Raw genomic sequence first — 22486 nt, forward strand, 5'->3', positions numbered from 1 at the left:
CTAAGCACCTCCTAGCGATTCGATAGTAGTTGTACGTGGTATACAAACAACCTGTAAGCTTGCATCCGTAACAATCATATCTATACCTAACGGATACTCTTTCACTAGCTCATTTCGTTTAGCAAAGATTGCGTTCGATAGATTTACCTGGATAGTAGTTTGCTGGTTAATACCTGGTCCACTTAAACGCAAACTCCTTCCTGTCCTAATTGATGCACACTCCAGCATCCATGTTGCCGAATATTGTGGATCCATTAGATTACCTATCTTACACTCTTCCATTGCCTGTACAATGGTCCTGTCATCTGTACCTTGTAAAACAATCACAAAGTCAGCTTCTTCCATCGGTACTATTTTTGCAGATGTGTAATCCATGATCTGTTTTTGAAGCTCATTCTGCTGATTATTAGTCAAAATATGAAAGCCGATTTCTGCATCAAATAGAGTTAGCATTGTTAACATAGTTGCTTCGTGACATTTCCAACTAGAGAGGTTAAAAGAAGTCTCGTTTAATTTCGAAATTTCACCAGGTCGCGACATACTATGAAGTAAATTACGGAATACAGCTTGTGTGTCATGTACAATATTCATCATCATTACAAATCTCCTTTACATAGATAAGGCTAACTATACTTGCATCGTATCAAAATGGACTTTAGTCGCTAGTAGTTCAGCTTGTTTTTTAATTTTTGATTCTAAGAGCGCTTTTTCCTCTTTTAATAAGGGCTCTTCCCATTCTATTGTCTCTTTCAGATTCGCTTTATAAGCTGCATCGATGATGGCTAAGTGTTTTGCCAGCTCATCTTTCATCCCAGTTACAATACCGATTCCAATATGACCTTTTATATCCACTTTCGCTTCGGTTATGACTACCTCGCCAAGATAGAATAGCGAGCTTTTAGCGGTTTCTCTCATTTTTATCATCGTCAGTCCATATCTAGGGGAAATCACTTCTCGATATGGATATTGCAGCATAATTGTTTCTGCTAATTCTTTTGCTAATTCTGATCTCCCTTGAATAAGTATTTCGGTTCTTCTTCGACGATTCATTTAGCCATCTCCTTTCTTCTACGTCCATGGTAACTTGTTGCCAAGTTACCATGTGTTAAGAAATGTTGAAGTATTTGTAAATTCATTTAACAAAGATAATATAAAAAACTAGCACATTTGCTAGAAAATAAGCGAATGTGCTAGTTTTTATCATGAGGCGGTATGGTTATTTATATTCCCTATCTACGAATGTAAAAACACATACCTAATGATAAATGTTTTTCACGGATCGGTTGTGATATCATATTTAAATTGGTCACTACGATATAGTATTTTCGTATATTCTAAAATGCTATTTGAGTCTTGGTCTACACAATCCGTCTCCAGAATAATTAGTGGAACCATACTATTACAAGATAATAAATGTTGTTCCTCTAGAGTGGGAAACGTAATACTGAGATAGGTTTTTCTGCTAGAAAATCGTTCCGTCCCTTGTTGACGGTAGTAGTCAAACATAGAATGAATCGTTGGACTATCTTGTTTAATCGTTGGAAAACGATGCTCACTTACGTAGGAATAATGGATAGCCATTGGGACGCCATTTATGATACGTAACCTTCCAATTTGATAAACCGTATCCGTTTCTTTGGCTTGTAAAATATCATATATTTTTGGTTCGAAAAGAATTTTTTTACATGATATCGTGACGGTCTTTAAATCATGCCCCATAGATTTCATTTTTTCCGTAAAACTCGTTTTTCCTGTAAGCGAAAGTTGGATAGGTATGGATTTGTCTTTTAAATACCTCCCTTTCCCTTGTACAGAATAAATATAAGAGCGCTCTTCTAATTTAATCAAGGCATTTCTAACCGTTATTCTAGGTACATCATATTTTTCAGCGAGCTCATTCTCAGAAGGTAACTTAGACCCTGGTAGGAGCTTCTTTTCTATAATTTGTTGGATTAAGTCATCGATAATTACAGCTTCTTTATGGATACCCAACGCAACCGATTCCCCTCTTTCCTTACGTATAACGCATTTGTACTTTTAGCTTATAACATATTATAAGCGTATTGCATTAACTAATGGTAATAACAAAATTAAAATTGTTAAGATTTTCAAGGAAATTTTACATTAGCTAAAGAATAGTACTACATACTTTCGCTACACTAAGTAGTAAGAAGTCCCAAACATAGGAGGTTCTATCGTGGCTAACCTAAGATTATTAGATTTCAGCTTTCAAAATTTAACACATAAACATATGACCTTTCATGAAGTTTTCCAGCATATCGTTCGATTTATGAAAAAAGATCCAACCGGAAGGTATCGGTTAATATTTGGTACCGATTCACAAATACACCCAACCTACACTCGATTTATAACTGGAATTGTCATTCATTGTGAATCAAAGGGTGCATGGGCGTGTATTCGAAAAGTTGTCGTACCAAGAAAAATGACCAATCTACATGAACGAATTTCCTACGAAACAACCTTGACAGAGGAAGTCGTATCCATGTTCACCGAAGATAAAAAAAATCAATTGATTAATATTGTCTTACCCAATATATATAAAGGATCTTCCTTTACGATTGAAGGTCATATTGACATAGGCGCCAATAGTCAAAATAAAACAAGAATGTTTGTAAATGAAATGGTTGGAAGGATGGAATCTTTAGGGATAGAACCAAAGATTAAGCCTGAATCCTTTGTAGCGAGTTCCTATGCTAATCGATTTACTAAATAGCACGGCTCTCGCTTAGATGTATTTACTTCCTTCGCGTATGCTTAATTTTGCTAAATCATTTTCCTGGATAAACATTCTTACAGATGCAGGGTTGGTTTTGGAATATTCTCGTAAAGCCCAGCCAATTGCCTTTTGTATAAAAAACTCTGTACTTGAAGCATTTATTTTTATGTACGTATATAGCAATTCTTCATTTGTCCTATCCTTATATTTCAACTGAAATAAGATAGCAGTTCTTCTAAGCCACATATTTTCATGATGAGCCCATTGCGCTATTCTTTCTGGGATCACCTCTGGAGATTCCATTGCTATTTTGCCAATCGGCTTTTGTGCCAACATATCCACTGTATCCCACCAGGATTTTGTTGTAATCAACTTCTCCAATAATTCAAGTTGTTCTTTTCCCACCTTAGGAAGCATCTTTTCGATATAATCCAATGCAATATTCTGATACTCTCTTTCCCTCCGTTCCCATAAAGCTTGTACAAGATTCACATTAAACGGTTCTTTCGTTATACCGGTTTGTTTAAAAAATTGATTGGATATATTTCTTCTTTCCGGGGTTTTAATACCGAGGAAAGGAAAACGTTTCTTCATGTACCTTTCCATATGATAAGCGTTCTCATGATTACGATTTCGTTCAAGTTCAGTGACTAACCGCTCTAGCAACATTAATCTCCCCCTCATTAGTAAAATAGTAAGGTCTAATAAGACGTGAGCCAAAATTAGACCTTAACAAACTAAGATCCGGTAAACAATTGTACCCAAGCACCATGGTAATACCCCACACCAATGGAATCAAAGTTCGGATTTAATATGTTATCTCGGTGTCCTGGCGAATTCATCCATGCATTCATTACCGCTTGTGGGGAATCTTGGCCTTTCGCAATATTTTCACCTGCAGTTCGATACATAACACCAAACGTTTTCAACATATCAAATGGCGAGCCATAATTTGGACTTGTGTGGGAGAAATAATTGGAATTAATCATATCTTCAGCTTTTTTCTCTGCCACAGCTTTAATATCTGCACGGTGTTTCAACGGAGATAATCCAGCTTTAGCTCTTTCCTGATTTACTAGTTGGGCCACTTGCTCCTCAAAGGTAGTAGGACTTGGTGCAGTAGCCCTTAGTCGAATGACAGATCCAATCTGCATGTTTGTTGGTACAACATCTGGATTTAACCGCATTAGTTCTCTATAATCCAACCCATACCGTTTGGCTATAAACCAAAAAGTATCTCCCTTAGAGACTTTATAAAAATCAAATGGAGCCTCTTTAAACATTTTAACCTCGGCACTGACTCCTATAGGAAATGTAATCAAAATCGCAAGAACCAGGGAAATGGTTCGCTTTAACATAATAAAGTCACCTAAGTTACGTAATTTAGCAATCCCCTGCTTCTATTTTCCTCTACACCTGCTTCCTAATGCCTGGTTATTCTTGGTACATTCTATCTTAGAAAAACATGGTTAAACCAATAAGGATTATCATTATATCCGCACAAATATGAATCATCCATGAAGCCCAAATCGTTTGATTTCGTTCATTCACCTTATGGAATATAAATCCAATCGTCCATAGCCCTACAAAACAAAGTGCTATAATCAGCGGACTAAACCATAGCATAATCATCGGAATATGATAACTAGCAAAAAGTAACGGACTATAGATGTAGCCAACTTTTTTCGGTAAATTAAAAAAGATAAATCCTCTAAAAAAGTATTCCTCTAAAAATGAATTTGCGAAAGTAATATAAATACCAACTATAATATAAGTCGTTGTTGTAATTCCTAATCTCTCTGTTAAATCATTTTTAATGGTATGAAGATCAATAAATGGTGAAAATAAGAGATAAGCAAGTAATACAATTCCAGCAGAGGAAAAACCAAGAATCACAATTCGCTTCCATTCTCTGACTGATATCTTTTCCATGCGAACTGGATTTTTGAACCGATAATTCTTAAACAGCCAAACAAATGACCCTACTGTTAGAAAAAATAAAAGTATTTTTAACCCCGATTTTATTAAATAATTCATCTCGAATCCATGTTCGATGAATGCAAGCAAGATACATGTAAATAAAGTACTGCTTACTAAGAAGTAATGTTTTTTCTCCATAAATTCCCCTAATATAACGTATTTGACATTCTTTTTCTCGATTATGACATATTAAGGAAGAAATGGTCAAAGTAAAAAATATAGGATAATTATGTTAAAAAAAAATGAATTAAAAAAGATTTTCGGGGTAACATACATTTTGTAAGGTGAAATGGACAATGTCTATTTCACAAAAAAATTATAGGAGGGTCAGAAAAATGGCGAAAAACAATAAGAATCGCAACAACAACAATAACAACAATGATAATGTTGAATTTGCGAATGAGTTTCTAAATGATAATTTAGATAACAACAACAATAACAATCGCAATAACAACAACCGCAACAATAACAACAACAACAATAATAACAATAACAACAATAACAACAATAATCGTTAGTAGTCTTCAAAGCAAAAACCTGTATTTTTTAATACAGGTTTTTGTTTCGGCTTTATGATAAGAGCTTTATTACACTTTTTACTTGAAGCTCTTCTAATCTTTTCACAACGTTCTCCCGATTATAATTCCAGGTAGCTTGTTCTAAAGGAACCGTAACTGGTACGTCACAACGAATTTCTGCCAGGCTTCTGGATAAATGAAGCATATCTAAATTAGATTTAATCTTGGTTTGTACTCCCTTTGGCAGCTGGTCAATATTCTCGAGCAATTGATCAATAGACTCATTTTCTTGAAGAAGCTTTAAGGCTGTCTTTTCTCCAATACCTTTTACTCCAGGATAATTATCAGATGTGTCCCCCATCAATCCTTTTAAATCAATAATTTGACGTGGTGCAAGTCCCTTCTTCTCCAAGAAATTCTCCTCATTAAATACTTCATAATTTCCTTGCCCTTTTCTCATAATCGCAACACTTATGCCAGGCTCTACTAATTGTAAAATATCTTGATCACCAGTTAGAATCAATACTTGATGTTCGTTAGAAAATTGCTTCGCAAGTGTGCCGATACAATCATCTGCCTCAAAATTTTCAATTCCAATGTTTGGCATATCAAATGCAGCAACAACTTCCTTCACTAAATCGAATTGTGGAATAAGCTCTTCTGGTGGTGCAGAACGATTCCCTTTATAATCCTCATACATCGAAGTTCGGAAGGTCTTACTACCCATATCCCAACAGCAAATAACATGAGTCGGTTGAAACGTATTGACGGCATCTAATAAATATCTTACAAACTGATAGACACCATTGGTAGGTACCCCGTTTTCATTCTTCATAAAGTTTCCTCGAATAGATGTTGCAAAAAACCCTCTAAATAGCAAGGCCATCCCATCTACTAATAATATAGATTGCTGCATGGTTGACACGTCCTTTAATTTATACTTTCTAGTAGTACAGCTAAATGCTCTTCTTTACTTGTTAAAAGATTGATATCAATCGCATCATCTAGAATTGCCATGCTACTTTGAACATATTGGTTAATTTCACTATTAATTTCTTCTGTTATCGTAGTAACAATCGTCTGCCATTGCTTCCCATATGCCTCTTTCATGATGTCTTCTGTTTGCATTAAATAGCTTTGAATTCCTGGTTGCAAAATCTCATAGATGGATTCCTTCATTTTTTCTTTTTCATTCTTTTCAAAGAAAGACTTTGTACTTTTGAACAAAGCATAGGATTTTTGAAATGCATTTAAGTCCAAGTCTTGAAGTGGCTGAATGAATTCTGGCGTATCTAAATTAACTGTATCGAAAGCTGGTAAGCCAAAATTCTCATCTAGCTTTGTTAGCGTATGCTTGAAATTGTCAATCAGATCTATTTGCTGTTCCTTCATAAAAGCCTCCATACGAAGTGAAACAGCTCTTGCTTCCTGTAATGTTTCATATCCGGTGTAGTCTAGCAAATCAATCGTGTTTTTTTGTAATTGATGTACTGCCTTACGACCCGATTCTGTCACTGTAGTAGGGTTAAACTTATCCTTAAACATATCATGAAAACGAATTCCAATTCGTTCCATAACATAATGCAATTGTTTCGCTATTTTTTGATTGATTCTTTCCTGATAGACCATTCCATCAACAGTAAGAACTTCCTTAGAGAGCATTTCCTGTTTATCCAGTAGTTCCTGTTTATATTTCTCTTTTTCTTGTTTGTTTAAATTTGCCTTTTGTTTGAAATGGTTTAGCAGCTGTCTTGTTCTATGCAACTCGTGTATGCAAGATTTGATTGCTAAATGAGATAATTCATTCTCAAGGAAATGATAGAAATCTTCTTCGAACGTACGGAGTTGCTCATTTATTGGAGCTTTAACTAATTTTTCTTCCAGTGATTTTTTACTAGAGACTGGATATAGTTTTGGATTACGAATACCTAATTTCGTTAACTGCTCCTTCACATAATTGGTGACGAGCTGTAATTCTGTTTGATCAGATGCTAGGTCTGCTGCATTGATGATGAAGAACATTTTGTCTAATTGGAATGACTCTTTAACACGCCCAAGCTGCATGACAAAATCTTTGTCTGCTTTCGTAATAGCATGGTTATAATACGTGACATAGAGAATCGCATCAGCTGTTTTAATATAATCAAAAGCTACATTCGTATGTCTAGCATTCACCGAATCAGCACCAGGTGTATCTACTAATGTAATACCTTTTTGGGTTATCGAGCAATCATAATATAAATCAATTGTCTCTACAAAACATGCTTTCGATTCATCTGTTGCATACGCTGCAAATTCATCTAACTGAATGGTTATAGTCTTACCAATTAAATCTTTATGCGCGTCATATCCTTTAATAAGTGCTTGTAAATAGCTCTGATACATCTGACTTAAATCTTCATGATATTGAATCTGATGTTGTTTAATCCACCCCACATAAGTGCTTATATCCGCTTTTGTTGGCGGTGAAAAATGCTTTAGAATATTTGCTAAATCCATAGAAAGGGTATGTTCATTCTTTAATTGAATGACTACCGTTCCATGCTGATATTCGTCTGTAACCGGGGTAATCCGATTAATTACCGCAGTAGTAGGATTTGGTGATGAAGGTAATACGCCTTCTCCAATCAATGCATTAGCAAACGAAGACTTGCCGGCACTAAACGCGCCAAATAATGCAATAGTCATGTCACGATTTTCCAATCGCTCTTTTCTTATCCTTAATTCTCTTGTAATGGACTCAAATCCGGGTAATTCTTCTACTAATTGAGCCGTTTTATCGATTGCTTGAATCACCTTTTGTACATGTGGAACGTCATCTTCATTTGTTATAACGGAAGGTCTTACTTCCTCTCGTTGCGTTTCCGTATTAGAAGCAAGCTCTGATATCGTCTCTCCCTTTAAAAATATGGTGCTTTCTAATTGCTTTTTTAAAATAGACTCCGTTTCGTTGGAATACTCAGGAGAATGCAACTGATTTTCAATCCGGGATAATTGTATATGATACGCTTCCTTCCACGACGCAAGATCATCATGAACTTTAATTAGCTCTTTGTGTTCTCGTAATTGTTTTTCATATTGGGCAATGGTCTGATGCCCGTCATTTTCCATCACAGCAACAATTCTACGTAGGAGCTTACGACTAGCGTTGCGGTATTTCGTTTTTATTGAATGGCCAAGATCATTTGCGTAATTCAGTACATAATCGCCATTGACGGTTGCCCCTTTCTTTACATGGGCATATAAGTCATCGGGACCGATGTTTACTGTCAATTGTTGCAGATCCGTATTTAGATCTTGGTTTACAACAGCATATGTTTTTAGTAGTGCTGTGAATTTTTCACGTAATTTCCATTCAATACTAGCCTGCATGCTTTCTGTTACAGCAGTAAGAAACTCCGTTAACCGTCTCTCTCTTTCTTCCTCAGTCTTTTTCTTGGCACCAAGAAAACCAACCTTAAAGTCCTTTTGTTGGGATTCTAGAAAATCTAATGCTTTGTCACGTACGGTTGCTGGCATGAGGTAAGCATTTTTTAATGTTTGGTCCAATGCTTCGATAAAATCCTTTTCTAAATTTATTGGCTTTTGTTTAATCGTTTCGATTGAGCTTTGTAGATTTTCAACTTGATAGATTAAACCCTCCTCTGTCCCAACCCTACTAGAAAGCTCCGCAACAGACTCCTCTAACTTCTCTTTTAAAAACTGCTTATGTGCTTCGATAATAGTTCGTACGGAAGAATCAATGCGTTGAACGTTTTCCTCTAAAAATAATTCGTTCACTTTTGCTTTAATTTGTTCAAATTGATTTATTGCCATCTCTTTCTTGAACAGGGAAGAGAAATATACTTCTTGTGGTGATAAGCCCCATTGGTCAAACGTTTGTTTGACACTATTCTCAAAGGATTCAAAAGTTAGTTCTTGTTCATTATGCTTATCAATCTGATTGATAATAATATAGAAAGGAATATTCATAGCTTGAACATTCTTCAAGAACATTAAATTAACTTCAGATTGTACGTGATTATAATCCATCACATAAAACAACACATCAACGATATGCAAAGAGGATTCCGTAATAATTCGGTCGGTATCATCTGCCGCATCAATTCCTGGCGTATCAATAATGGAACAATTTTCTGGGATGATTGGCTGACTAGAACTAATCTCTATCTTTTCGATGGAATCTTTGTCTTTACAATACTCCTTAATCATATCTAAGTCATACGGCTCTTCGTATTCAATCGGTGCTTCTTGATGGAAGAAAACACGTGCTACCCCTCTTCCAGAAGAAAGCTTCACTATATTAGCACTAGTCGGAATGGGACTTTTTGGTAATAATTCAGTTCCAATAAGCGCATTAATCATAGAGGATTTGCCAGCGGAAAAATGACCAGCAAAACTAATGATAAATTCATTCCTTTGTTTTTTCTTGTATAGATCGACTATTTTATCGGCATTAAACTGATCACCATGTTCCTTCATCACATGATAGATGCCTAGTAAATTATCATAATTCAATACAGATGTATGTTGGTGAGTTACCTTCACGAAACTAAACCCCTTTATTTCTTCTTGTATCCTTATTATAGCTTAATCTCGTATCGGATTACTATACCTTTGGAGACCTTTTATCATAACACATATTCATTGTTATGTAGATAGTGACAATAAATCTCCATATGATTAGGAGAAGCAATTAAACGTTTTAAAGCAGAAAAGAAAACGGGACAAAAGAATTTATCTTAAAGGAAAAACCGAATGATACGCAAAGACCCCGCTCTGGAATATACTCGCGGTTGCTTCCAGCAAAGAGGCGACATCTGCTCGAAAAAGACCTCGCAGTGTCTTCTTTACCGCCGGGCTGCTGCCTTGAACCGAGGAAGCCCGCCGTAGCTTTGCTAGTAGACACAGGTGCATCTGGGGTCTCAACCTTGCCCTTTCCTCCCGCAGGAGTTTTCCGGAGCTAATATCGTGTATCATTCGGTTATACATTTAATTCTTTTCGTTATGTCTAAGCCTCACTTACCCCTGAATAAGCTCATTGGTAATATGTCGAAGTAAGTCCCCTCTACTGACTACTCCAACGACTTTCTTTGCGGAATCAATGACTGGGATCTTTTTGAATCGATAATGTGAAAACATACGAAGTGCATCATCTATGTCATGGTTTGGTCTTAGCGTTTTGATATCCTTTGTCTTCATCATACTGGACACTGGCTTTGTTAACGCGTATTGTAGCTTATCGGTTAGTTTTTCCTGCTCATTTACCATAACAACAGCAAACATATCAAAAATCGTTCTACTATTGGGCTTCAAATAGCGAATGACATCGCCATCGCTTATGACACCAACTAGAACATTATCCTCATTTACAACCGGAACACCACCAATTTTATGTGAAACTAATAGTTTTAATAGGGCCTTCAAAGTAGTATCTTCTTTTACACTGATAACGTCCGATATCATGAACTCTTTTATTAACATTTTGTCACCATCTTACGTTAGAATATAGTTCATTCATGATTAGTCCAATCTATCCAATATTATTACCTTAAATAACAAGATTAACACTAAATGGAAGAACTATTATCAGTTTACATAATAATAATATTGTTAATTAAGGTGATATAGCGTTGCTTATTATAGGATATGTCAATACAGTCATTTTGTTAGGCAAATACCTAAAAAAAATGACCCAAATAAGCTTAAGCTTATCTGAGTCATCTACCCTATTTATACTGGGTAAACACCGTGTTTTCTTTCTGTAAAAACTACATTTTTTGCTTCGTATATACGGAAGCGTTTCATTAATTCTTCCCTTAATTCATTCGGCTCAATAATCGCATCAATTACCATTTCACTGGCTAGTCGATAAATATCAATATCATCTCGATATTCATCTTGTTTCTGTTTAATGAATGCAGCTCTTTCTTCTTCTGGTAACGCTGCTATTTTATTGGCATATACGGCATTTACAGCAGCCTCTGGACCCATAACTGCAATTTGAGCAGTCGGCAGCGCAATACAGCAATCCGGTTCAAATGCAGGGCCAGCCATGGCATATAAACCTGCACCATAGGCTTTACGCACAATGACCGAAATTTTAGGTACAGTTGCTTCACTCATTGCCGCTAGCATTTTTGCCCCGTGACGGATAATCCCTGCACGTTCCACTTTTGTACCAATCATAAATCCTGGGACATCCATCAGGAATAACAACGGAATATTAAATGCATCACAAAGCTGAATGAATTTGGCTGCTTTATCAGCAGAATCGGGGAACAATACTCCCCCCTTCATTTTGGGTTGATTCGCAATAATCCCCACCGATTTTCCATTGATTCTGGATAGCCCTGTAATTAATTCTGGTGCAAATTTCTTTTTAATTTCACAGAAGCTATCTTCATCAATAATTCGATTAATAAGATCATGCATGTTAAATGGTGCATTTTGATTCTTAGGAATAATTTCTTCTATTGTTTTTTCAAATTGTTTGGCAGCAATCGGTTCATATGCTTCTGGTTTATATCTAAAATTCTTAGGGAAGTATGTCAAATACTTTCGTACATACGTTATAGCATCTGGTTCTGTTTTTACTAGGACATCACCAACTCCAGATACGGAACAATGCATCTTTGCTCCGCCCATTTCTTCTAAAGTTACCTTCTCACCAATAACCTTTTCTGCCATTCTTGGTGAGCCTAGATACATAGAAGCATTACCGTCCACCATGACAACGATGTCACAGAATGCAGGGATATAGGCACCTCCTGCTGCAGATGGACCGAACAATAAACAAACTTGTGGAACACGACCAGATAACTTTATCTGGTTATGAAATATTCTACCAGCCCCTCTTCGACCAGGAAACATTTCGATTTGATCCGTTATTCTTGCACCCGCAGAATCCACCAAATAAATAATTGGTAATTCTAGTGTTAATGCTGTCTCTTGAATTCGTAGTATTTTCTCTACGGTGCGCTTACCCCAAGAACCGGCTTTAACAGTTGAATCATTTGCCATAACGCACACATCTTGCCCGTTAATCTTCCCTATTCCGGTGACAACACCGTCTGATGGTAAACTATCATCCATACAATTAGCAAAAAATGCATCTTCTATATCTATTCCCTCATCTAATAGTAATTCCAAGCGATTACGAACAAATAATTTTCCTTTTTCTTCGTTTTGCTTGTGGTATTTTTCATTTCCACCTTTTTCAATCTGTTGAACTCTGTTACGTAGCTCTTCCAAATATGACATGTACAGGCCTCCCATTGGTTAGTTTCCTTGGTATACTGGAGATCGTTTTTCTCGGAAAGCTTCCAAACCTTCCAGTCTATCGTTAGTTGGAATCGTTTCTTTATAGCATAGGTGTTCTATCTCTAATGCTGTAGCAAGATTCACCTGACTTCCTTGATTGATAGCTGTTTTTGCTTGTCGCAATGCTATTGGCCCATTCTTAGCAATATCTAATGCCATTTGTATTGCTACATCATGAAGTTCCTCATTCGAAACTACCTGTTCTACCAGACCAATGGAAAATGCCTCTTGGGCAGTGATTGGTTTCGCTGTATAAATTAACTGCTTCGCCCGACCAATGCCTATTAATCTAGGAAGTCGCTGTGTGCCACCTGCGCCTGGTATGATGGCTAGGGAAGTTTCTGTTAATCCTAACTTCACATGATCCGCTGCAATCCGAATATCACAGCAAAGTGCAAGCTCTAACCCACCACCAAATGCGATACCGTTTAAAGCAGCAATTACGGGAACCTTCATGGCTTCTACTTCTGAAACCGTCTTCCCAATATTTCGAACCGCCGCAATTACTTGATCATCCGCCATGCCCCGGCGCTCCTTCAAATCCGCTCCTGCACAAAAGGCTTTTACACCGGCACCAGTCAATACGGCACAGTAAATGTTAGGGTCATGATTTACCTTTTGTATAACTTGATTTAATTCATCTAGTAAAGCTTTAGACATAGCATTTGCTGCCTGGGGCCGATTTAATGTGATGACCGCCACGTGACTGTTTACGATTTCTAATTCTACTAGTGTCATAGAATCCTCCCAAATACTATTCTTTTAGTCTATTTCTATAATAGCTAACGTATCCCCTTCATTAACAAAATCGCCTTCCGCTACCTTAATTTCCGTGATGGTACCAGCCTCTTCAGCAGCTATAGGGATTTCCATTTTCATCGATTCTAAAATGACAATATCCTGATCCTCTTCTACTGTATCGCCCACAGATACTAAAACCTTCCATACGTTACCTGCCATCATTGCTTTTATTTCTTCCATGTTTCTTCCTCCTCGTATAATGAACTAGTTTCGTTTAACTGGACTGAAATACGTTTCTATAAATTTTGTTGTCGTTTTACCAGATTGAAAGGCTTCATGTCGTGCAATATCTAATAGTATTGGGACATTCGTTTTAATGCCTTCTATCGTTGTTTTTGCTAATGTATCAATCAATAATTCTATTGCTTCCTTTCGAGTTGCCCCTTTGACAATCAACTTACTAATCATAGGGTCATAAAAAGGGGTGACCTGATAATTACTTGTCACAGCACTCTCTAAACGAATATTTTTCCCCATCGGGATATCAAAGGTTGAAATATAGCCTGGTGATGGGAAAAATGTCTTTGGGTCCTCGGCATAAATTCTTGCTTCAATTGCATGCCCTTTTATTTCTAAATCGTCTTGTGAGATGGAGAGCTTTTGACCGTTTGCTACGTGAATCTGTTGCTCTACGATATCAATTCCAGTGATTTCCTCTGTGACCGGGTGCTCCACTTGAATTCTAGTGTTCATCTCTAGAAAATAAAAATGTTCCTTCTCATCCACTAAAAATTCAATGGTACCTGCATTGGTATATCCAATTGCTTTAGCAGCCTCAATCGCAGCATTTCCCATTTTCCTTCTCGTAGTTTCGGAAAGAAAAGGAGATGGTGCCTCTTCTACTACCTTTTGATTACGGCGTTGTATCGAACATTCTCGCTCAAATAGATGAATAACATTGCCAAACTTATCAGCAAGTACTTGTATTTCAATATGTCTAGCATCATCAATCTTCTTTTCCAGGAACATGGCCCCATCGCCAAAGAAGCTTTTTGCACGTTTAGCATTATTATCAAATGCTTTTCGTAGCTCTTCATCACTGTTTACAACTTGCATCCCAATGCCCCCGCCACCTGCTGATGCCTTTAACATAATGGGATAACCAATTTGCTTTGCTAATTCTACTGCTTCCTCAGGAGTTTCTATTGCTTCCTCTGTTCCAGGGACGATAGGAACATTAGCCTGCTTCATTACCTTCCTTGCTTCAATCTTACTGCCCATCATATCCATGACCTTGCTTGAAGGACCGATAAATGTAATCCCGGCTTCCTCACATTTCTCTGCGAATCTACCATTTTCACTTAAAAAACCATAGCCTGGATGGATGGCATCTGCCCCAGATTGCGTTGCTATAGAAAGGATTTTATCCACATGTAAGTAACTTTCATTGACTCGTGATGGGCCAATTAAATAGCTCTCATCTGCCATCTTTACAAACGGCGCATTTTCATCTGCCTCCGAATAAACTGCAACGGTCTCAATTCCCATCTTTTTAGAAGTGCGAATAACTCTAGCCGCAATTTCACCACGATTAGCAATTAGTACTTTAGAAATCATCTCTTCACTCCTATCTACATCGTATTTCTCCTTAGCTAGCATCCTAGTTGTCTAGCAATAACAAGTCTTTGAACCTCCGATGTACCTTCGCCAATTTCTAGCAGCTTAGCATCACGTAAGTATCGTTCTACCTCATATTCACGCATATAACCATATCCCCCGTGTATTTGAATTGCTTGGTTCGCAGCACGGAAGGCTGTTTCTGTCGCGAATAACTTTGCATAGGCAGATTCTTTCGTAAATGGTTGATTATTATCTTTTAACCATGCGGCTTTGTAGACCATGTTTCTAGACAGCTCTACTTCCATGGCGATATCTGCGAGTTTAAATTGGATAGCTTGGAAGTTCGAGATAGATTTTCCAAATTGTTTGCGTTCTTTTGCATATTGTAATGCTTTTTCTAGTGAGGCTTGTGCTATTCCCAACCCTAAAGCAGCAATTGAAATTCTACCACCATCTAGCGTATATAAGAATTGGCTAAACCCTTTTTGTGGATCACCTAATAAGTTGGCTCTAGGAACACGGACATTATCTAACACAATTTCTGCTGTATCTGATCCACGAACGCCCATCTTATCGTAATTACTAGTTATTTTTACCCCTTCTGTATCGGTAGGGACGATAATAGCGGAAATAATATTTTTACCTTTTTCGTTTTTTCCTGTAACAGCTGTTACGATTAATGTCTTGGCATAACTTGCATTCGTAATGAAGCACTTTTCACCATTAATAATAAAATCATCACCATCAATTACTGCAGTTGTCTTCGTTCCACCTGCATCAGAACCAGCATTTGGTTCCGTTAATCCAAATGATCCTAAAGCCTTTCCTTCTGCTAATGGCTTTAAATACTCCTGCTTCTGTTCTTCTGTACCAAAGTAATAGATTGGACTAGCTCCTAAAGAGACTGCAGCAGCATAACTTAAACCAGTACTTCCACAGACACGCCCAATTTCTTCTACAGCAATTGCGTAGGATAAGGTATCCCCACCAGAACCACCGTACTCTTCTGGAAACGGAATTCCAAGTAAACCTAGCTCTCCCATCTGTTCAAAAATATCTACTGGGAATTTAGCTTCTTTATCAATTTCTATTGTTCTCGGTTTAATTACTTCTTCTGCAAAATCACGTACCATTTTCCGAATCATCGATTGTTCTTTTGTTAAATTAAAATCCATAAGTTCCCCTCCTGTTATCGTATAAGACCGACTGGTTGGTCGGTATTCAACGGAAAAATATAGCTTTCTCTAAAGCTATGCTGGAAGTAGCCAAACTATTTAACCGCTTACATTTTGTTGGTTTATAATCGACCGCATAATTAATTCAACATAGATATCGCCAATCTCGTCAATTGATTTTTCACCAGACTGCTTATACCACTTATATGTCCAGTTAACCATGCCTAGAATGGCCATACCTGTAATTTCTTCTGATAAGTCTTTTCGAAATTCGTTAGCTTGTTTTCCTTCTCGAATAGTATCAATGATAATGTTCTTAAATTGATCCCGCTTCTTTTTGATCAATTCCTCATAATTCGCTTTTAAGTATACATTTTCTTGATAAAACACTGAAATATGCGGCTTATACAAGTCAAAGACTTGAACAAAGCTTTTAATAATTTGTTGCAGTTTCTTCGTTGGAGAGTCGTAGGTGTTCTTGGCTATGTATGCTTTTTCGAGCACATAAGTGATAAAAGTATCGTGGATAACAAATAACAATTCATCCTTCGATGAAAAGTGATGATAGAATCCCCCTTTGGAGGTCCCAATACTATCAACAATTTCATTAACTGTCACACCATGAAAGCCCTTTTTCTCAAATAAATGTAACGCTGCATCGACAATTTTATCTCTTAAATTCGTTACAAGCCCTCCTCTCTCTTTTCCATTTTAGCTTATCATAATTTTCGCAATATAGAAAGTTAAAAATAATCAACGTACTTCAATCGTTCCATAGTGAAACAAGGATGTCTTTCTTTTAAACTGGGTAAAACCTAACTCTTGAAACCTTTTGCTTTTCCAATGATCTTTTAATACCACTCTCTCTTTTGCTACTCTTTTTGCTTCCTCTATAATCTCGGCTGTTATGTCTGATGTAATAGCTTGTTCTCTTATGGTATTGATGCCATTCGATTCTTCAATTCCTTCTTGGAACATTGGATCAAAATATACAATATCAAACGAATTCGTTTCTGCATGTTGAAGGTAATGTAAATGATCCTCACGGACTACTTGGATACGTTGCATTGCTTGGTCTATATCTAGTTTGCCGGTTATATGTGAAGCTAGACCCTCTTTTACTAGTAAATAGAGTAGTTCGTTTCCTTCAATACCTGTGACCCGACCTGTAGATCCAACTACAAGACTTGCAATAATACTGTCTGATGCTAGTCCAAGTGTACAGTCAAGAAAGGACATCCCTTTTTTTAATTTTGCAGTTTCGATTAGTGGCTCTGTTTCCCCTTTTAGAACCCGTTTTGCTCGGATCATTGCTAAATTCGGATGAAAAAACAGTCGCGTGTCACTGTTTTTTGGTGCAATAACTAATTGCTCCTTTCCTACAATAAGCACGTCCTCCTGATAGATCATCTTCATCTCTTCAATCGATAAACCTTGTCTTTCCTTAAATGGTATATGATAAGTTTGTGCTAGATTCATTGCTCTTCGAATTAATAGGCTTGTTGCTTTTCCTGCAGTCGTAATAATCATAGCTTCTCCTTGTAAAGTTGTCTGTCTTATTTATTTCCATCTTACCTTAATTCCGCTTTTAACTGAATACATTAGTAGAGCTTTCTTAAGGATTTACCCTGATATGCTCAAGATAAAAAGACAGACTGCGAATATACAGTCTGCCTCCATTATATTACTCCATTGTCGGATCAAATGGTTTTTCGTAATTGGCTTCTCTCCATGCTTTCAGAACTTCACCTTGATTATCAGAATCAATGACAAACGAGCCATTACTATATCGATCACTATTTGGTAACTCTAATGGGAAGATTTGATGTGTTTCCCCTTTTGATGTGGTAAAGGAAATCGTATCCTGCTCATACGTAGCAAAGAACCCTACAATTCGATGTGGTTTATTCTTAAGCTCTCTCAACATCAGCAGACCACGTTTAGCTCTACTTGATTTTTCAAATTCCCGAAGCTTCATTCGTTTGCATGCGCCTCGCTGTGTAATAACGACAAGTGATGGTTCTGATAAGTCATCAAAGACTTGTCCACCAACTACAGATTCTCCGTCTTTTAGCTGAATCGCTTTAACACCTGCTGCACGCTGGCCTACAACCGGAACTTCTGATTCATGATACCAAAGTCCATAGCCTTTGTCAGACGTAATAAATACGTCAGAGTAACCTTTCGTTTGGCATACACTTACCACTTCATCATCTTTTTTCAAATTAAGCGCAACTAACGCTTTTGAATAACGCTGTGCTTCATATATTTTTAATTCACTTCGCTTAATCATACCGTTTTTCGTAAAGAATATGAGATATTCTTCCTCTTTAAATTCTCTTATAGGTAAAGCATGGACAATATATTCATCTTTATCTATTGAAACAATATTCGAGACGTGCTGACCGATATCCTTCCAACGAATATCTGGTAGCTCATGTACTGGAATATAAAGATACTTTCCTTTGTTCGTGAATAATAGAAGCTTATCGGTTGTATTTGCTTCGATCAATCCTACTAAATGGTCGTCTTCCTTGATGGCGAAATCTTCTCCATTCGATGCAGCATAGGAACGAATACTTGTACGCTTAATATAGCCCTCTTCTGTAACAGAAATAAGGACATCCTCACTTGCTACCGTCACTTCAATGTCGATTTTCAATTCTTCAATTTCCTCTTCAATGACAGTTCTGCGACGATCGGAGAATTGCTTTTTCATTTGTTTCAAGTCCATCTTAATCGTTTCTAATAATTTCGCTTCACTAGATAAAATAGACTCGTATTCAGCAATTTTCTGTTTTAATACCTCTGACTCTTCCTGTAGCTGTGTTACATCCGTATTGGTTAAACGGTAAAGCTGTAACATCACAATTGCTTCGGCTTGTTTTTCCGTAAATCCATATAAATCCATGATTCTTTTCTTCGCATCCTGCTTATCTTTTGATGCGCGAATCGTTGCAACTAGTTCATCTAAGATTGAAATCGCTTTGATTAAACCATCCACAATATGAGAACGATCCTTCGCATGCTTCAAATCGAATTTAGTTGATCTTGTAACAACTTCCTTCTGGTGGGTAATATAAGCATCTAGCATATCGGTTAAAGATAATAGCTTCGGTGTTCTATCTAGAATGGCTACCATATTAAAATGGTACGTAACCTGTAAATCGGTATTTTTATAGAGGAAATTCAAGACCCCTTCACTATTCACATCTTTTTTCAACTCAATCACTATACGTAGACCAGTACGGTCTGTTTCATCTCGAACTTCTGCAATTCCTTCTACTTTTCGATCATAACGTAGCTCATCTATTTTCTTAACTAGATTTGCTTTATTAACCTCGAATGGAATTTCATCAATTACAATTTGCTCCCGATTTCCACGAATCGGTTCAACAGATGCTTTTCCGCGAACAACTATTTTCCCTTTACCTGTTTCATACGCTTTCTTAATTTCATCGACACCCTGTATGATTCCACCAGTTGGAAAATCCGGGCCTTTAATAATCTTCATTAACTCATCAATCGTAGCATTTGGCTTATCGATACGCTTGATGACTCCATCGATTACTTCTCCAAGGTTATGTGGTGGAATATCTGTTGCATAACCAGCTGAGATGCCAGTTGAACCATTTACTAATAGGTTAGGAAACTTTGCTGGTAATACAACAGGTTCGTGATCGGTATCATCGAAGTTAGGCATGATGTCTACAGTTTCCTTGTTCATATCACGAAGAAGTTCAGAAGCAATACTAGAAAGTCTTGCCTCGGTATAACGCATAGCGGCAGGTGGGTCACCATCCATACTACCGTTATTTCCATGCATTTCAATTAGTACATTCCGCATTTTCCAGTCTTGACTTAAACGCACCATTGCATCATAAACCGAGGAATCACCATGTGGATGGTAATTACCAATAACAGTACCAACTGTCTTTGCTGACTTACGAAAATGTTTATCATGGGTATTTTTTTCACGAAACATGGCATACAGAATTCTTCGTTGAACAGGCTTTAACCCGTCTCTTGCATCTGGTATGGCACGGTCTTGAATAATATATTTACTATATCTACCAAAACGATCACCGATTACTTCTTCTAATGGAAGATCGAGAAATTTTTCTGACTGTGACAAGTCATTTCCCCCTTCTTGTTACATTTGGTCTTTATTATTCTTGGTGAATTTTATCATTTTCTAAAATATTTGGATCATCATCTAAACCGAATTCCACATTGGATTCGATCCATTTTCTTCTTGGTTCAACTTTATCACCCATTAATGTCGTCACACGACGCTCTGCTCGGGCAATATCCTCAATGGTTACACGGATTAATGTCCGTGTATCTGGATTCATAGTTGTTTCCCATAATTGGTCGGCATTCATTTCTCCAAGCCCTTTATAGCGTTGAATAATATATCCATTTTTAAACTTATTGATTGCCTCTCGCATCTCATCATCGTCCCATGCGTAGATGATCTGCTCTTTCTTACCTGATCCTTTCGATATTTTATATAAAGGTGGTAAGGCAATATATATTTTACCTGCTTCAATTAATGGTCTCATATAGCGGTAAAAGAAAGTCAATAACAATACTTGAATATGGGCACCGTCCGTATCTGCATCTGTCATGATGATGATTTTATCGTAATTGGTATCTTCAAGATTAAATTCAGGCCCAATTCCAGCTCCGATAGTATGAATAATAGTTGAGATTTCCTCGTTTTTAAATACGTCTTGGAGCTTTGCCTTTTCCGTATTGATTACTTTACCTCGTAGTGGAAGAACCGCTTGGAACTTACGATCTCTTCCTTGCTTTGCTGAACCACCCGCAGAATCACCCTCTACTAAGTATAATTCATTTTTATCCGGGTTCCTCGATTGAGCTGGAGTAAGTTTACCACTTAAGATGGTTTCCTTACGACGTTTTTTCTTACCAGACCTTGCATCATCACGGGCCTTCCTAGCCGCTTCCCGTGCTTCTTTTGCTTTTATAGCCTTTTTCACTAATAGTCCTGAAACATCTGGATTTTCCTCTAAAAAGAAATTCAGTTTTTCAGATACGACTGCATCAACTGCTGAGCGAGCTTCTGAAGTACCGAGCTTACCTTTAGTTTGGCCTTCGAACTGTAATTTTTCTTCGGGAATTCTAACTGATACGAGTGCCGTTAACCCTTCACGAATATCAGTTCCTTCCAGATTCTTATCTTTTTCTTTTAAGGCATTGGTTCTTCTTGCATAATCATTGAAACTTCTCGTAATAGCAGCCTTTGCTCCCGATTCATGGGTACCACCATCTTTCGTACGAACATGGTTAACGAAGGATAACATATTTTCTGAAAAACCGTCATTAAATTGAAAAGCAAACTCTACTTCAATTTCTTGTTGTTCCCCTTCAAAAAATACTACTTCATGTAGTGGATCCTTATCTTCATTTAAATATTTTACGAAGGACTTTAATCCATCGGGATATTCATATACGTCATTTTCTTCTGTCCGCTCATCCGATACCTCAATACGTAAGCCCTTTAATAAAAATGCAGCTTCACGTAATCGTTCAGAAATGGTGTCATAGCTGAAAACAGTAGTAGAGAAAATGGATGCATCCGGCTTAAAGTGTATTGTGGAACCAGTCTTTTTTGTCTTTCCAATCTTCTTGCTAGTTCCAATGGGAGTTCCACCATTTTCAAAGCGCTGAAAATAGACTTCTCCATCGCGGTGAGAAGTTACTTCTAACCACTCCGACAAGGCATTAACAACAGAAGCCCCAACTCCATGCAATCCACCGCTTGTCTTGTAACCACCTTGGCCAAACTTTCCGCCAGCGTGTAATACGGTAAATATAACCTCCATTGTCGATTTACCAGTACTATGCTTACCAGTAGGGATTCCTCTACCGCTATCCTCTACTGAAATACTATTATCTTTATGTATGGTTACTTTAATATTATTTCCATATCCTGCTAATGCTTCATCAACTGCGTTATCAACAATTTCAAATACTAGATGATGTAATCCTCGATGGTCGGTGCTACCAATATACATCCCTGGTCGTTTCCGAACAGCTTCAAGACCTTCCAGTACTTGAATGGAATCATCAGAATAATGTAAAGGTTTCTTGTCCAATTCCGTTAGCTCCCTTCACCAATAGTTCATTGTCATATTTAATATAGTAGAACAGGTGTTTGTTTTTGTAAAGGTCAATTACCAACACAATATTAATAAGTATACTACAACATATTTTAAAATGTATAGAAGTTCTATAATGATAGCTATTTTATCATGGTTTTTCACTATATCTTATCACTAAATAGCTTAGTCAAGGATCTGTTATTTGAAATCGGCATAAAAAAACCGAACTATTCCAATCCTTATAGAAGAATTGCCAAAGTT

The 22486-nt window shown here is 37.1% G+C and carries 20 protein-coding genes; 2 read left to right on the forward strand and 18 right to left on the reverse strand.

Going from position 1 to position 22486, the window contains the following annotated elements:
- From phnH to KGF86_RS06755, 3 genes are all read right to left on the reverse strand, one after another.
- On the reverse strand, positions 1 to 594 hold the full coding sequence (gene phnH / locus KGF86_RS06745) for a phosphonate C-P lyase system protein PhnH (RefSeq protein WP_186868794.1): 594 nt from the start codon (positions 592 to 594) through the stop codon (positions 1 to 3).
- Positions 595 to 627: 33 nt separating this feature from the next.
- A complete protein-coding gene (gene phnG / locus KGF86_RS06750; RefSeq protein WP_211741435.1) occupies positions 628 to 1050 on the reverse strand; it encodes a phosphonate C-P lyase system protein PhnG in 423 nt (140 codons plus the stop codon).
- A 222-nt stretch (positions 1051 to 1272) separates the two neighbouring features.
- Entirely contained in the window at positions 1273 to 1992 is a 720-nt protein-coding gene (locus KGF86_RS06755; RefSeq protein ID WP_222618976.1) for a GntR family transcriptional regulator, read from the reverse strand.
- Between the two features lie 259 nt (positions 1993 to 2251).
- Here KGF86_RS06755 and KGF86_RS06760 point away from each other — a divergent pair, with 259 nt between their 5' ends.
- Positions 2252 to 2734 carry a ribonuclease H-like YkuK family protein gene (locus tag KGF86_RS06760; protein ID WP_186868829.1) on the forward strand — a complete coding sequence of 161 codons (483 nt, stop codon included), beginning with the start codon at positions 2252 to 2254 and terminating at the stop codon, positions 2732 to 2734.
- A gap of 12 nt (positions 2735 to 2746) precedes the next feature.
- On the opposite strand, the gene KGF86_RS06765 is transcribed toward KGF86_RS06760, so the two are convergent.
- The 3 genes from KGF86_RS06765 to KGF86_RS06775 form a co-directional block, all read right to left on the reverse strand.
- Positions 2747 to 3406 carry a DNA alkylation repair protein gene (locus KGF86_RS06765; RefSeq protein WP_186868792.1) on the reverse strand — a complete coding sequence of 220 codons (660 nt, stop codon included), beginning with the start codon at positions 3404 to 3406 and terminating at the stop codon, positions 2747 to 2749.
- Positions 3407 to 3474: 68 nt separating this feature from the next.
- Positions 3475 to 4095, reverse strand: coding sequence for a CAP domain-containing protein (locus KGF86_RS06770; RefSeq protein WP_186868791.1), 621 nt, complete (start codon positions 4093 to 4095; stop codon positions 3475 to 3477).
- Between the two features lie 97 nt (positions 4096 to 4192).
- Positions 4193 to 4855, reverse strand: coding sequence for a CPBP family intramembrane glutamic endopeptidase (locus KGF86_RS06775; RefSeq protein WP_186868790.1), 663 nt, complete (start codon positions 4853 to 4855; stop codon positions 4193 to 4195).
- Positions 4856 to 5052: 197 nt separating this feature from the next.
- Here KGF86_RS06775 and KGF86_RS06780 point away from each other — a divergent pair, with 197 nt between their 5' ends.
- Entirely contained in the window at positions 5053 to 5235 is a 183-nt protein-coding gene (locus KGF86_RS06780) for a hypothetical protein (RefSeq protein ID WP_211741436.1), read from the forward strand.
- Between the two features lie 52 nt (positions 5236 to 5287).
- Here KGF86_RS06780 and KGF86_RS06785 read toward each other — a convergent pair whose 3' ends face one another.
- The 12 genes from KGF86_RS06785 to parE form a co-directional block, all read right to left on the reverse strand.
- A complete protein-coding gene (locus KGF86_RS06785; protein ID WP_186868788.1) occupies positions 5288 to 6151 on the reverse strand; it encodes a 5'-3' exonuclease in 864 nt (287 codons plus the stop codon).
- Between the two features lie 14 nt (positions 6152 to 6165).
- Positions 6166 to 9783: a dynamin family protein gene (locus tag KGF86_RS06790; RefSeq protein ID WP_211741437.1), complete on the reverse strand. Its 3618-nt coding sequence runs from the start codon at positions 9781 to 9783 to the stop codon at positions 6166 to 6168.
- 474 nt (positions 9784 to 10257) lie between these two features.
- Complete coding sequence (locus KGF86_RS06795) at positions 10258 to 10719, reverse strand: CBS domain-containing protein (RefSeq protein ID WP_186868786.1); 462 nt, start codon at positions 10717 to 10719, stop codon at positions 10258 to 10260.
- A 249-nt stretch (positions 10720 to 10968) separates the two neighbouring features.
- Positions 10969 to 12498, reverse strand: a complete 1530-nt coding sequence (locus tag KGF86_RS06800; protein WP_211741438.1) for an acyl-CoA carboxylase subunit beta — start codon at positions 12496 to 12498, stop codon at positions 10969 to 10971.
- Positions 12499 to 12516: 18 nt separating this feature from the next.
- Positions 12517 to 13296 (reverse strand): enoyl-CoA hydratase, encoded by a 780-nt coding sequence (locus tag KGF86_RS06805; RefSeq protein WP_186868784.1) that lies wholly within the window; start codon positions 13294 to 13296, stop codon positions 12517 to 12519.
- 24 nt (positions 13297 to 13320) lie between these two features.
- Entirely contained in the window at positions 13321 to 13539 is a 219-nt protein-coding gene (locus KGF86_RS06810) for an acetyl-CoA carboxylase biotin carboxyl carrier protein subunit (protein WP_186868783.1), read from the reverse strand.
- A gap of 24 nt (positions 13540 to 13563) precedes the next feature.
- Positions 13564 to 14916: an acetyl-CoA carboxylase biotin carboxylase subunit gene (locus KGF86_RS06815; protein ID WP_211741439.1), complete on the reverse strand. Its 1353-nt coding sequence runs from the start codon at positions 14914 to 14916 to the stop codon at positions 13564 to 13566.
- Between the two features lie 35 nt (positions 14917 to 14951).
- Positions 14952 to 16094 carry an acyl-CoA dehydrogenase family protein gene (locus tag KGF86_RS06820; protein WP_211741440.1) on the reverse strand — a complete coding sequence of 381 codons (1143 nt, stop codon included), beginning with the start codon at positions 16092 to 16094 and terminating at the stop codon, positions 14952 to 14954.
- A gap of 99 nt (positions 16095 to 16193) precedes the next feature.
- On the reverse strand, positions 16194 to 16712 hold the full coding sequence (locus tag KGF86_RS06825) for a TetR/AcrR family transcriptional regulator (RefSeq protein ID WP_425516476.1): 519 nt from the start codon (positions 16710 to 16712) through the stop codon (positions 16194 to 16196).
- A 135-nt stretch (positions 16713 to 16847) separates the two neighbouring features.
- On the reverse strand, positions 16848 to 17624 hold the full coding sequence (locus tag KGF86_RS06830) for a class I SAM-dependent methyltransferase (RefSeq protein WP_186868780.1): 777 nt from the start codon (positions 17622 to 17624) through the stop codon (positions 16848 to 16850).
- A 154-nt stretch (positions 17625 to 17778) separates the two neighbouring features.
- On the reverse strand, positions 17779 to 20229 hold the full coding sequence (gene parC / locus KGF86_RS06835) for a DNA topoisomerase IV subunit A (protein WP_186868779.1): 2451 nt from the start codon (positions 20227 to 20229) through the stop codon (positions 17779 to 17781).
- 34 nt (positions 20230 to 20263) lie between these two features.
- Positions 20264 to 22219 carry a DNA topoisomerase IV subunit B gene (gene parE / locus KGF86_RS06840; RefSeq protein ID WP_186868778.1) on the reverse strand — a complete coding sequence of 652 codons (1956 nt, stop codon included), beginning with the start codon at positions 22217 to 22219 and terminating at the stop codon, positions 20264 to 20266.
- Positions 22220 to 22486 lie beyond the last annotated feature (267 nt).

This window comes from Ornithinibacillus massiliensis (assembly GCF_018310345.1).
Taxonomy (GTDB): Bacteria; Bacillota; Bacilli; order Bacillales; family Amphibacillaceae; genus Ornithinibacillus; species Ornithinibacillus massiliensis.

Coding starts and splice junctions, on each gene's coding strand:
- phnH (WP_186868794.1), bottom strand. CDS start 594: ATGATGAATATTGTACATGACACACAAGCTGTATTCCGTAATTTACTT.
- phnG (WP_211741435.1), bottom strand. CDS start 1,050: ATGAATCGTCGAAGAAGAACCGAAATACTTATTCAAGGGAGATCAGAA.
- KGF86_RS06760 (WP_186868829.1), top strand. CDS start 2,252: ATGACCTTTCATGAAGTTTTCCAGCATATCGTTCGATTTATGAAAAAA.
- KGF86_RS06765 (WP_186868792.1), bottom strand. CDS start 3,406: ATGTTGCTAGAGCGGTTAGTCACTGAACTTGAACGAAATCGTAATCAT.
- KGF86_RS06770 (WP_186868791.1), bottom strand. CDS start 4,095: ATGTTAAAGCGAACCATTTCCCTGGTTCTTGCGATTTTGATTACATTT.
- KGF86_RS06775 (WP_186868790.1), bottom strand. CDS start 4,855: ATGGAGAAAAAACATTACTTCTTAGTAAGCAGTACTTTATTTACATGT.
- KGF86_RS06780 (WP_211741436.1), top strand. CDS start 5,053: ATGGCGAAAAACAATAAGAATCGCAACAACAACAATAACAACAATGAT.
- KGF86_RS06785 (WP_186868788.1), bottom strand. CDS start 6,151: ATGCAGCAATCTATATTATTAGTAGATGGGATGGCCTTGCTATTTAGA.
- KGF86_RS06795 (WP_186868786.1), bottom strand. CDS start 10,719: ATGTTAATAAAAGAGTTCATGATATCGGACGTTATCAGTGTAAAAGAA.
- KGF86_RS06800 (WP_211741438.1), bottom strand. CDS start 12,498: ATGTCATATTTGGAAGAGCTACGTAACAGAGTTCAACAGATTGAAAAA.
- KGF86_RS06805 (WP_186868784.1), bottom strand. CDS start 13,296: ATGACACTAGTAGAATTAGAAATCGTAAACAGTCACGTGGCGGTCATC.
- KGF86_RS06810 (WP_186868783.1), bottom strand. CDS start 13,539: ATGGAAGAAATAAAAGCAATGATGGCAGGTAACGTATGGAAGGTTTTA.
- KGF86_RS06815 (WP_211741439.1), bottom strand. CDS start 14,916: ATGATTTCTAAAGTACTAATTGCTAATCGTGGTGAAATTGCGGCTAGA.
- KGF86_RS06820 (WP_211741440.1), bottom strand. CDS start 16,094: ATGGATTTTAATTTAACAAAAGAACAATCGATGATTCGGAAAATGGTA.
- KGF86_RS06830 (WP_186868780.1), bottom strand. CDS start 17,624: ATGATTATTACGACTGCAGGAAAAGCAACAAGCCTATTAATTCGAAGA.